Origin of the sequence: Bizionia myxarmorum (assembly GCF_008086205.1) — a bacterium.
In the GTDB taxonomy this organism is placed as follows: Bacteria; Bacteroidota; Bacteroidia; order Flavobacteriales; family Flavobacteriaceae; genus Algorimicrobium; species Algorimicrobium myxarmorum.
In genome coordinates this window covers 1,832,454-1,844,632 of sequence record NZ_VSKK01000001.1, presented here as the reverse complement: position 1 = coordinate 1,844,632, position 12,179 = coordinate 1,832,454, and the positions used below count along the sequence as shown (strand labels likewise).

The 12,179-nt window shown below is 32.4% G+C and carries 9 protein-coding genes; 3 read left to right on the top strand and 6 right to left on the bottom strand.

Annotated features, from left to right (window positions below; translation table 11 throughout):
• Window positions 1-27: 27 nt before the first annotated feature.
• Window positions 28-1,734, top strand: coding sequence for a potassium channel family protein (locus tag ES674_RS08400; RefSeq protein WP_148403488.1), 1,707 nt, complete (start codon window positions 28-30; stop codon window positions 1,732-1,734).
• A 116-nt stretch (window positions 1,735-1,850) separates the two neighbouring features.
• Here the strand turns inward: ES674_RS08400 and ES674_RS08395 are convergent, their stop codons facing one another.
• Window positions 1,851-2,243, bottom strand: coding sequence for a hypothetical protein (locus ES674_RS08395; protein WP_148403487.1), 393 nt, complete (start codon window positions 2,241-2,243; stop codon window positions 1,851-1,853).
• Between the two features lie 278 nt (window positions 2,244-2,521).
• Between ES674_RS08395 and cas1 the strand changes: the two genes are divergently transcribed.
• Window positions 2,522-3,406 carry a type II CRISPR-associated endonuclease Cas1 gene (gene cas1 / locus ES674_RS08390; RefSeq protein WP_148403486.1) on the top strand — a complete coding sequence of 295 codons (885 nt, stop codon included), beginning with the start codon at window positions 2,522-2,524 and terminating at the stop codon, window positions 3,404-3,406.
• On the top strand, window positions 3,397-3,726 hold the full coding sequence (gene cas2 / locus ES674_RS08385; protein ID WP_148403485.1) for a CRISPR-associated endonuclease Cas2: 330 nt from the start codon (window positions 3,397-3,399) through the stop codon (window positions 3,724-3,726). Before cas1 ends, cas2 begins: the two co-directional genes overlap by 10 nt.
• Here cas2 and ES674_RS08380 read toward each other — a convergent pair.
• The 5 genes from ES674_RS08380 to mnmE all read right to left on the bottom strand — a co-directional run bounded on the left by ES674_RS08380 (window position 3,723) and on the right by mnmE (window position 12,172).
• Window positions 3,723-4,265, bottom strand: coding sequence for a transposase (locus ES674_RS08380; protein WP_246125993.1), 543 nt, complete (start codon window positions 4,263-4,265; stop codon window positions 3,723-3,725). The genes cas2 and ES674_RS08380 overlap by 4 nt on opposite strands.
• Before the next feature lie 503 nt (window positions 4,266-4,768).
• The gene (locus ES674_RS08375) at window positions 4,769-8,401 is read right to left on the bottom strand and encodes a YobI family P-loop NTPase (RefSeq protein WP_148403484.1); all 3,633 of its coding nucleotides are present in this window, start codon (window positions 8,399-8,401) and stop codon (window positions 4,769-4,771) included.
• Between the two features lie 32 nt (window positions 8,402-8,433).
• Window positions 8,434-8,769: a hypothetical protein gene (locus ES674_RS08370; protein WP_148403483.1), complete on the bottom strand. Its 336-nt coding sequence runs from the start codon at window positions 8,767-8,769 to the stop codon at window positions 8,434-8,436.
• A gap of 290 nt (window positions 8,770-9,059) precedes the next feature.
• A complete protein-coding gene (locus tag ES674_RS08365) occupies window positions 9,060-9,812 on the bottom strand; it encodes a hypothetical protein (protein WP_148403482.1) in 753 nt (250 codons plus the stop codon).
• Between the two features lie 968 nt (window positions 9,813-10,780).
• Window positions 10,781-12,172, bottom strand: a complete 1,392-nt coding sequence (gene mnmE, locus ES674_RS08360) for a tRNA uridine-5-carboxymethylaminomethyl(34) synthesis GTPase MnmE (protein WP_148403481.1) — start codon at window positions 12,170-12,172, stop codon at window positions 10,781-10,783.
• Between the last annotated feature and the right edge of the window lie 7 nt (window positions 12,173-12,179).

Genomic DNA, 12,179 nt, shown 5'->3' with positions numbered 1-12,179 from the left:
CCCAAACCCCATTTAAAAATTCCAGTTATGAAATTTATTGGCAGCCAGTTGGCTTATTATGTGAGCGACAGAGACTTTAAAAAAAACTATAAGGTCTTGCTTAAATATTTGGCGCTTTTAGGAGTGGTCATCATAATTTATTCTATTCTTTTCCATTTTATAATGGCGTATGAAGGTCAAAATCACTCTTGGATAACAGGTTTTTACTGGACACTTACTGTTATGAGTACGCTTGGGTTCGGAGACATCACATTTTCATCCGACCTCGGCCGTCTTTTCAGTATTGTGGTTTTACTTTCTGGCATTTTTATGTTAATGATTGTCTTACCGTTTGCCTTCATTAGACACTTTTATATCCCACTTTTAGAATCAAAAAAGAATAATAAGGTGCTTCGGCAAGTGCCTACTAGAACAAAAGATCACATCCTAATCTGTTCTTATGATATTATAGCTAGAGACCTTACCGAGCGACTCAAACAGGATAACATCCCTTATTTCGTAATAGAAAATGATCTAGAAAAAGCGCTTAAAAATCATGATGATCTTGTGTCCGTATTATTTGGGGAATTAGATGACGAGAAAACCTTTGTTGCTGCAAATATTAAGGATGCCAAAATGGTTTTGGTCAATAGAAATGATATTTTAAATACTAAAATCATACTCACTATTAGGGAAATTGCACCTAATATTCCCATAGTTGCCATAGCTACCGATATAGAATCTGTGGATGTGCAGCAATTAAGCGGCGCTGATCATGTATTGCCAGTAAAAAAATGGCTTGGTGAACAATTGGCCAATAGAGTAAACACACAGCATGCAGAATCTCATGCCATAGGACAGTATGAAGATCTACTAATCGCAGAATTACCTATTCACAATACACCTTTGGTTTCTAAAATTATTGGGGATATAGGCTTAAGACAAAAATTTGGGGTAAGTATTGTAGGTATTTGGGAGCGAGGAAGATTGCAACCTATAAAAGGGGATGAAATATTAACACACGATAGTGTTCTGGTTATCATAGGCAACAAAGAACAACTCAATAAAATTGATGAACTTTTCATTGATTATAACGTAAACCCGAATCCTGTCTTACTAATTGGAGCAGGTAAAGTAGGATTATCAGCCGCAAAATCCTTGCATAAAAATGGCGTTTTAGTGAATGTTATTGACAAGGATCCAGAGGTATGCAAAAAAGTAAGTCCTTTTTGCAATCAGGTTTTTATTGGTGACGCTGCAGATTACCAACTACTAACAAAAGCAGGGATTTTAGAAGCGCCTTCGGTATTACTGACTACCCATGACGATACCATGAATATTTATCTCGCCTCCTATTGTCGCCAATTAAACAAAGACGTAAGAATAGTAAGTCGTATATCTGAAACTCGAAATATTGATATTATGCAAAAAGCAGGAGCCGATTTTGTATTAAGTTACTCCACATTAGGTTCTGAAGCGGTATTATCTATTTCAAAAGGTCAGGAACTAACGGTACTTGGTGAAGGTTTTACCTTGTTTATTATCCCGATTCCAAAATCATTAGAAGGCAAAACACTTTCAGAATCTGGTATTGGCGCTAAAACGGGATTATCTGTTATTGCCATAAAAGAAAATTCTGAAGTTGTAACCTTACTGTCCGCAAAAACAATACTTCCACACGGTGCCGAAATTGTCATGCTGGGTAATATAGACATGAAACATAAATTCAATAAAATATATGTTAACGGTGTGTAATGATCATTTTAAAAGGCCAATAAATTTTGAAGTGATTATCTGCAAGTAATTAGTATAAGGAATAAATAATCGTATCTAAACCCATAGAAGACAACCGATGAATAGTAACATCAAAATTATTTAGAATCATTTTTAGCTTGGGTTACATCGCGAAAGGTCGGTGCCTTTTCAATGATGCTGCCTGCACCTTTCTTATTAATTTTGAAGGTCACATCTTTTGTAGTGGTAAATAAAAGCACAGTTGAAAAAGAGGTTTTTAAATGCGATTTTAAAAACTCAAAAGCGGCCTCTAAGTCAAGTTCCTGTTCCTCATCTTCAGTTTCCTTTGAAGCATAGCGTAATTTCACTAACACCTTAAAGTCATTTTCCGAATAAATTGGCCGGACAAAAATATTTTTTAAGTTAGGTTTACCAATGGTTTTTGCCATAGTTAATTTCGCAAAGCGTTCTTCATGAATACTTTCCTTGACTTGATCCCAAAAAAGGACAAACATATCTTGATACGTCATAAACTAAAATTGGAGGATACTAATTGTTAGACTTCAAAAATAACATTTATAAACCAGAATTTAATAATCAGTTTAATTTTAAATAAATACGACTCTATTCCAAATCTCCAAGCTTATTCAAACAAATCCCTTCAAAAGTAATAGATGTATTATGGTTGCTTTCTGAAATTGCTTTTTTCAAGTGAACGTTCCTATAAACCAAAATATTAGTCTTATACCTATATATTTTTTTTATTAGAATGAAATTTTATATCTAGAATCTACCAAACAGACGTAACATGCTTAAAAAAACAATTCTTATTGAGAAAAAAAGTAAAATAACATGCGAAAATTTACAATTAAAAATAAAGAGTGAATCGCGAGAAGCTTCTATTCCAATTGAAGATATAGGATTTATTGTTATTGATAATCCAGAAGTTTATATAAGCATTACCGCTTTAAATTTACTAGTTGAAAACAATAGTGCCGTTATTATCTGTGGAAAAACACACTTGCCAAATGGTTTATTTCTCAATCTGAACAGCCATCATATCCAGCAAGAAATGTTTAGAAATCAAATTCAAGCTAGCATGCCACTTAAAAAACAGCTTTGGCAGCAAACCGTCAAAGAGAAAATAAATAATCAAGGAAAACTATTAACTACAATAACGAAATCAAAAAACAATTTTGAGTTTTTAGCCAGCAAAGTAACAAGTGGAGACACAACCAATATGGAAGGTGTTGCTGCCAGTTTTTATTGGAAGTCTTTTTTTGATTCAAGCTTTAGGCGGGAACGTTTTGGCGATTATCCAAACAATTTTTTAAATTATGGGTACGCTATTTTAAGGGCAGCCACTGCACGAGCCCTATCTGGAAGTGGACTTTTAAACACATTGGGAATTCATCATAAAAGTAAATACAATGCTTTTGCTTTAGCCGATGATATTATGGAACCTTTTCGCCCTATAATAGATGAAGCCGTTCATACCATCATGCAGCACTATGATGAGCAAGAATTGAATACCGAAATTAAATCGATACTACTGCAAACACTCACACGAACAGTTTATTTCAAGGATGAAAAAAGTCCGTTAATGGTGGCAATTCAAAAAACAGCCAGTTCTTTGCAACAGTGTTATGCGGGAAAACGAAAGAAAATAAAGTATCCAAAATTATGGAACTAAACGGATATAGAATTATGTGGTTATTTGTATTTTTTGATTTACCAACAGACACCGCTAAAGACAGGCGCAATGCGGCTGGATTTAGAAAAAACTTATTAAAAGACGGCTTTAATATGATGCAGTACTCTGTTTACATGCGTCATTGTGCAAGCAGCGAAAGTGCAGATGCACACGAAAAAAGAATTAAACGCTTATTACCACCTTTGGGCAAAGTAAGCATTTTACGAATTACAGATAAGCAATTTGGAAACATTATGAACTTTTGGGGAAAAGCGGAAGTTCTCAAGGAACCTCAACCTACGCAATTGGAACTATTTTAAACTTCGGAAAATAAAGAATCCTGTTGCCACTTTTGGGGATTTAAATCTATGTAATTGGAAATATTCTGATAAGATGATTGCGTTCTAATTATATGATCGTGAAAAGAACGTTGCCAAGAAAAATCAAGAAAACCAGTCTCATGAATTAATTTAGAAGATGTGGTTTTAAAAGCTCCAACCAAACTTGATAACGATTTTATTTTAACCACTTTGTCTGAGATCTTTAAACTATCTATTTCAATAACCGCATGAACATTATTTGGCATAACCACAAAATTGTCTAAAATAACATATGGATATTGGGTTTCTAGCCACAACAATCTTTCTTTTACAATAATTCCATATTCATTTAATTGTATTCTATATTGTAATGCACCCTCACATACAGACAAATCATTACTTGTCTCACCAAAATCTAACTCCTCAATAATTTTTCCAAAACAGCAAATCCTATCCTTCACACAAATTGTAACGAAATATAAATTATCCTGAGAATAATCATATCCTTTTAATCTATTTCGCTTCCTATCCTTCATCATTAATTAAATTAATTATATGAATATAAAAAATATTCCCGTACGGACAGCTCGCGAGCTGTCCCTACAAACAATTAAATACAAACTAAAAAATGCTTCAAAATCGCTTTATCAAGGCCATAAAGAAACATTTCTCAAATTAATATTTCCCTTTCAACTAATGATTTATGTACGGAAAGCTCGCGAGCTGTCCCTTCTCAAAAATAAATAAAAACTGAAAAATGCTTCAATAGTGCTTTATCAAGGCAAAAAAGAAGCATTTTTTTAAACGATATATCATCTTATTTTACTCAATACCAGAAGGTAACAGGCCAACTAATATCGTGTTTTCTAATCTTTAATCAAACCACAACCTAATCATACCCAACAACGTTGTAAACAATAATATCGTGTTTTCTAATCTTTAATCAAACCACAACCGTATTAGCGTGTTCATTTCACGCAGCTGCAATATCGTGTTTTCTAATCTTTAATCAAACCACAACTACCAAGTGTTAGCACTCGTTTTAATGATTTGTTGTAACCCGAAATTTAGAATCATTCCAACTATCATCGTAGAAATTCTTAATGAGATTTTTTGACTTTAATTTTCTAAATAATACATCGTTATAATCAGATTTAGCATAAGTCGGCTTACCTTTTACAAATAGTTTATCATAGCCCCCAATATTCTTCAATAGAGAAATTATGTTCGAATCATTCAGATCAGTAATATATAAATTAACTATTCTAACTTTATCTCCCATTAAGTGAGCATTTTTAACCAAAGCTTCTATCGTGTTATAATCAAACTCAAGTTTTGTTGATTTTCGCAGAATGATATTACCAATTACTTTAGATAGTTCTTTGCTATCTACAATGATGTTTTGCTCTAATTGAGTGATATAAACAAACTTATTGTCGATACCAATTTTTTCAGATTTCAAAACCAACAAAACATCATCTTCATCTGTTTCAAAATCATTAATATTTTCAATAAATTTCACAAAACTCCTTTCAATCAATGTAATATGATTGTCAGGGAAATATTCTCTTAACACATTATAATTTGATTTCGATGTAGTAAGAATTTTATTAGATAATGCAATAGCTTTATCTCCATTCAAATCTTTAAATTCCAATTTGCTGTATCTAAAATATATACTATTTAATATTTTTATGTAAGTTTCATCAGTTATATCATTACACACCAAAAGGCTTCCTTCAAAAGTTTCATTCTCTTTTAATAACTTAACCTTTGATAGTTCTTCATTAACACCTTCAAACTCTAAAAATTTAATCAGACTTTCATTTATCTTATTTTCAGATACTGTATAATAATCAATTACGTTATTCCATTTTGGAGTAACTCTATCATTTATTAGCAGTTGTGTTTTGATTTCTAATTCGTTAATCTTCCTTAATTCAGATATTTTAGTTTCAACCTTTTGAATTACTTTAACTTTTGACTTACCACTTAAGACTTTGTCATTCAACAATTTAATTAAGCTATTCTCATCTGTGAATTTATTTTCTTCCAACTTTAAATACACATTCTCCACATAGGTAGTAATATTAGAATTAATGTAATCTATCAATGGCTTACACTCTGATTTCAATATTTCTGAATAATTTGATCTATTAAAATCTACTTCTACACTCTCTTTTCCAAATAGCAGAAACATTTGTAATAAATTGACCTTATTTACTTTATAATGATTGTTATTGTATACATAGTTAAACAGTTTATTTGTTTCTTCATTCGGATCATCTAACTTCTCAAATTCAACATTCAACTCTTTGAGAAGGATTGTTACCTTTTCGAAATAATCCAGATTTTCTGTATTTTTAATTAGTGACAAAAAATTTTGTTTTTCTTCAATTCCAATTTTTAATAAATTATTATTTTGATTTTTTAAAATTGTTTCAACCTTAGAAAACCTGATAATAAGTTCTAAATATTTATTTTCTCTTTCCTCACTATGATTGCTTTTTGAATAAATATATTCCCAAAATCCTTTCCAATTTTCTACTAATTTTTCAATAAAAACTCTTAATGATCCTTCTTCATTTTTAATATATTCATCTATAAACTGTATAGATTTATCTTTTTCATTACTTAACAAACTAATAATAGCATCATATTTATTGGAATGTCTGCTATAGTTATTTCCTAAATAATCTAATAAATCAAAATTTAATATTGCTTCTCTTGCAAAATACCTTTCATCTATTTTCACTATTAAATTTTCAACTTTATCACTTAGTTTATAATTAAAATCTGTGGAATATCCTGCTTTAACATTTCTTTCGAAAGTAAAATCTTCTTTTGTTATTGATACTTCGTGGAATAAAGAAATATAATCGTTATAATTTTCATTGATATATCCATTTAAAATTAAGTTTCTTAGTAAGCTATTATTTGAAAAATCGTTTAAGTATTCGTTAATATCCACTTCATTGAATATTTGCTTTAAATCCCAATTTTCAATTACTGTTTTTTTTGATTTTAATTTATCAATTTCATTTTTTAGTATATTAACTTTATTATTGCGTTTAGATTCTATCAACCCTACTCTTTCCCCATAGGTAAAAACAGGATTAACTTCATTCTCAATTTCTGAAAATTTAAACCTTAAATTGTCTTCATATAAATTATTATATTGATAGTATTTATAAGTTACACTTTGAGTTTCAACTAACTTTTCAAAATCAATTCCCCTAATAACATAGTCAATCAATGCTTTGTTAGGCAACTTTGATAATATCTTCCGAAAATAAACACTATTTAATTCCTCAAAATCAGTTATTGTATGTACTTCAATGTCTGCAATTTGAGAACTTTTAAGTATAATTTTACCATCCATTTCACTAATAATTTTTTTTATATAACTTCCCTTATTATTAATTAACTCATACAGTTTTCCTTCTTTTTTGTTAAGCTTAGTAAAATCTTTAGGGTCAATATTCTTATAAATTATCATCGCAAATAATTCATCATTTTTCTTAATGAATTCAGGCTTTAAGGTGTTTCTGTAAATTACAAATTCGTGGAAAATGTTTGTTAATAAGCGCATATCAATATCGTCGATAAACGTAATAACATCTGATATAAATTCTTTAGTAAATATACTTTCATCTAATCCAGATTCTTTAATCAATGTTCTCAACTGTTCATCCGCATTTGATGAATTAATAAAAGGGATAACAGGAATAATATATTCGAAGAATTTTACTCTTTCTTTTTTATCTTCAAATAAATCATCTCCCACAGCATAAACAAAGCTAATTTCTCTATTTATAAGTTTTGAATTATTTAAAAGAATATTGATTTCCCTAAGTTTTGTAAATATATCTGTACTATCAAACCTGTCTAGGTCTTCAATTAGTATAACATCATATTTTGTTCTTTCAAAGAAGTATAAAATTTCTTCTAAATGCTCATTAAAAACGGATTTATTCACATTATCGCCTAATTCTAACTCTCCTTTAATGTTTACTTTATTAATTTTTGAGTTACTGAATAATCTGATAATCAACTTGGAAAACAAACCCATTCCAACAAATGCTATTAAGAATATGACAAGAGCAAACCAATCAAAATTATTTTTACTATTCCAACTATTCGGATTGATTTTATCTAAGTAATCGTATTTTAATAATAATATAGCACTTGAAACCCATAGAATAAATCCAATAGAAATGCACCATACTTTCCAGTTGGGAATATTGATAATTCTTTTAAAACGTGATTCAGGGATTTCGGAAGGTTTAACATGATAAAATATTTGTTGCAAAATACTTACCTCTAACAATCTTTCTAATTCTTCCTTCAGCAACTTCTTTTCAGATGAAGATAATTTATCTTCACTTTTTTTCTTATTAAATGAAGCTAATGATATATTTAAGAATGCGTATTGTGGATTTAATTCTTTAAATGTTCCTATTATTGTACTTTTACCAGAACCGTAACCGCCAGTTAAAGCAATATTATTAATACCCTTTGTATCTATCGTTTCATTAAGTTTATCTAAATACGGTTGAATCTTTTCAACATCTTCCTTTCTTGCTAATACTTTGGGGGCAAGTGAACTAATCAAAGTATTCCTCTTAATTTCTATTTTTTTAGATTTAAACAAACTCTGAAAAGGTATCTTCATACTGTAACACTTATATTAAAATAATAAATATATTATCTATTCCTCTTAAAATTCTCTGCCTGTTCAAAAATATCTTCTTGGTTCCAAATTTTAACGAAAGTATAATCTATAGGACACATCTTATTTTTAGCAAGTTCTCGCAATAAATAACGTTTACGTAAACGTTTTCTAAAAAACTGTCGTCGTTTACCTCTGTCTTCCGTTCTACTGGCATTTTTTGAGGTTTCTCTACCTTCCCCTTCACCTAAATTAACAACTCCTTCAGGAAAAATTCGGCTTCCAATACCTAAAATTTCTTTTTTATTTCCATCTATCAATGCCCACCCAATCGAATTAGTCCCCAAATCCAAACCTAATATCCTACTCATAATATTTAAAATTTATCAGTCTTCAATATACAAATTGCTGAATATTTTGGTTACGGGAATCCGCATTGTTAAATAGAAATCTTTTTCATATATTTGAAACTGATTAAAATTTCTAATCTTTAATCTTATCACAATAAGGCTATATGCCGTAGATGAAAATCTTTAGTCCTGCTTCGGTAGGACTTTTTTGTTTTATAAATTCTGTGCCTCGGCGCTTTAGCGTGATAACCAAAAACCTTCATTAACTTACATACCCCGTCTTAATACCTAATACTAAAAGCACAGCGCTCTCAATTCTTTATTGCCAAAACCCCAATCCCAACACCATCCTGCGCATGTAATAAATACATCAGCCCATCAATTTCCTGATAATACCGAATTCCTAAAACGGCCATTTGCAATCCCAATCCACTTGGCAGACTCGTAGGTGTTAAATTCAAACTCGTCCGCGGATCATTTTTAGCCAATACCATAGGTGCTGCTAAATGCATCTTATATACTAGCGACTCAAAGTTAAAGTCCAAAACCCCAAACTGCAGGGCTATATGCGTGGCGCCCGTACTAAAACGAACATCTTGGATATCAAACCTGGGAATACTAAAAGTATGCGTTGGCCAGTCCATGTTATAGCTAAAAGGTAGCACTAAATGCGGCTGACAATCCGGTGTATAATTAAAGTTTATTAAAGCCCGCTTGCCTTTTACCGTTTCAAGCCCTTTAGCAACACGTCGCTCGCCCCGAGCATTTACAGCATCCAAATCTTTTAAACCCGTAAACAAGGTCATCAATCTGCTATGAAAAAACGTAAACTTATGGTTGTTATAAAACGGCCGTAACGCCTGCCTAAATACTTTATTCAAATGAGAACAAGTACCAAACTCACTCCCGTTTTCGCGAACACGTTGCATACTGCCCTTGGTTTTAATAGCTTTCCCATTAAAACCACCACCAGCTCTCCGCACCAATGGCTCACCATTTAAAATAAAAAAATTAAGACCACCAATCGTCCCAACTATCGGAATAATACCTTTCTGCTTTGCCATAATATCTCCTTTTAAAAGTTAATAATAACCTACCACCCAACAACCAAACAAATCAACAACAAACTCCTCGCCATCAAGCAACTACCTATTAAAGATAGTCTTTTTAAATTAAAGGGTATAGCGTGGTTATAGCATGCATATAAAATGGTTAAACCGAGGTTATAGCAACCTAGACAGATGTAATTTCGTAGTAAGTAATAGGTGAAATAAAAGAAACATAACGTCCAGAAGAAAATTTAGATTAGCTCCCTTACCTAAAAAAGCGCCAATCCCATAAGCACAATAAGCCTAACAATAGCGAGCCATGTCTGCCGAAAGGCAGATTTAAGACGCTGCAAATTCGGCCTTTATCCATTACGTCTCTGTGACTTTTCGACTTTACACAATAAATCAAATCGTATCAACCCAATCAATCTCCATGAATCTCTGTAAGGTCTCCGCAAATCTCCGTGAAATAATAGGTGGTTTTTGAAATATAGTCCTTTTGGAATTTGGAATCTGAAACTTGAAATTCATAACCTGCCTATTCCCGAAATATAAACCCCTAACACTTATTTCGCCTTTGCGCCCTTGTCTGCCGAAAGGCAGATTTAAGCCTCTGCGACTTTGCGAGACAAATTAAATCGTATCAACCCAATCAAACGCCACGAATCTCTGTAAAGTCTCCGCGTATCTCCGTGAAATAATAGGTAGTTTTTGAAATATAGTCCTTTTGAAATCTGGAATCTGAAACTTGGAATTCATAACCTGCCTATTCCCGAAATATAAACCCATAACACTTATTTCGCCTTTGCGCCCTTGTCTGCCGAAAGGCAGATTTGCGCCTCTGCGACTTTGCGAGACAAATCAAGTCGTATCAACCCAATCAACCTCCGTGAATCTCTGTAAGGTCTCCGCGAATCTCCGTGAAATAATAGGTAGTTTTTGAAATATAGTCCTTTTGAAATCTGGAACTTGGAATTTGGAATCTATTTCCCGATGCAAAAATTCGCAAAAATATTCCCCAACAACTCATCATTGGTAACATTCCCCGTTATCAATCCAAATTGGTACAAAGCCTCCCGAATATCAATGGCCATTAAATCGCTTGGCAATCCAGAATCCAACCCGTATTTAACTTTCTGAATTTCTTCTAATGCTTTTAGCAGCGCATCATAATGCCGTGTATTGGTGATAATAGTTTCGTTATTTCGAAGTGCGCCTGTATTTACCAAGCCTAATAAAGAATCGGTAAGTTGCTCAACGCCAAAGCCACTTTTAGCTGATAACAATTGGATTTCAGGGATCTCCGTTTGCATTTGCGCCAACAAAATATCATCTACTTTATCAATTTTATTGGCAATAACAAGTAAGGGTTTTAAGGGGTACTTATTTTTAATCTTTTCCAGTTCAACCTTGAACTTGGAACTTTGAACTTGGAACTGTTCCGCATCGAATAAGTAAATGACCACTTGGGCTTGTTCTATTTTCTCGAAGGTCTTTTTAATTCCAATGCTTTCTACCACATCCTGTGTTTCACGAATTCCAGCTGTATCTATAAATCGGAAACCCATACCGCCAATACTAATTTCATCTTCAATAGTATCACGCGTAGTTCCGGCTATTTCTGAAACAATGGCGCGTTCTTCATTCAACAACGCATTTAACAATGTGGATTTCCCCACATTAGGTTCCCCTACAATAGCAACCGGAATCCCGTTTTTAATGACATTTCCAACAGCAAACGAATCGATTAAACGTTTTAAAACAAATGTGATTCGTTCTACTAATTCCCGAAATTGCGTTCTATCCGCAAATTCCACATCTTCTTCAGCAAAGTCCAACTCTAATTCTATTAAGGATGCGAAGTTTAAAAGTTCTTCGCGAAGCTTGGCAATTTCACTTGAAAAACCACCACGCATTTGCTGCATGGCAATTTGGTGAGACGCTTCATTATCACTTGCAATTAAATCGGCAACGGCTTCGGCCTGACTTAAATCTAACTTCCCATTTAAAAAAGCACGCAAGGTAAATTCACCCGCATCTGCCATTCGGCAACCGTTTCTTAAGAATAATTGAATGATTTGTTGTTGAATATAATGGGAACCATGGCAAGATACCTCCACCACATCTTCACCTGTATAAGAATTAGGATTCTTAAAAACCGATACTAAAACTTCATCAATTTCACGTGTATCATCTACAATATGCCCTAAATGAATGGTATGTGTTTTCTGTTTGGATAACTTTTTAGCTTTAGAAACCGAACGAAAACAGTCTTCCGCAATAGTTATGGCATCGGTTCCTGATAAGCGAATAACCGCAATAGCACCAGCTCCTGAAGCCGTAGCAAGCGCAACAATAGTATCGTTTTGATTCATGCTACAA

Bases quoted from the DNA above. Each gene is read 5' to 3' on its own strand.
- ES674_RS08365 (WP_148403482.1), bottom strand. From the start codon at position 9,812: ATGGCAAAGCAGAAAGGTATTATTCCGATAGTTGGGACGATTGGTGGT.
- cas2 (WP_148403485.1), top strand. From the start codon at position 3,397: ATGGAACTAAACGGATATAGAATTATGTGGTTATTTGTATTTTTTGAT.
- cas1 (WP_148403486.1), top strand. From the start codon at position 2,522: ATGCTTAAAAAAACAATTCTTATTGAGAAAAAAAGTAAAATAACATGC.
- ES674_RS08380 (WP_246125993.1), bottom strand. From the start codon at position 4,265: ATGATGAAGGATAGGAAGCGAAATAGATTAAAAGGATATGATTATTCT.
- mnmE (WP_148403481.1), bottom strand. From the start codon at position 12,172: ATGAATCAAAACGATACTATTGTTGCGCTTGCTACGGCTTCAGGAGCT.
- ES674_RS08400 (WP_148403488.1), top strand. From the start codon at position 28: ATGAAATTTATTGGCAGCCAGTTGGCTTATTATGTGAGCGACAGAGAC.
- ES674_RS08395 (WP_148403487.1), bottom strand. From the start codon at position 2,243: ATGACGTATCAAGATATGTTTGTCCTTTTTTGGGATCAAGTCAAGGAA.
- ES674_RS08375 (WP_148403484.1), bottom strand. From the start codon at position 8,401: ATGAAGATACCTTTTCAGAGTTTGTTTAAATCTAAAAAAATAGAAATT.
- ES674_RS08370 (WP_148403483.1), bottom strand. From the start codon at position 8,769: ATGAGTAGGATATTAGGTTTGGATTTGGGGACTAATTCGATTGGGTGG.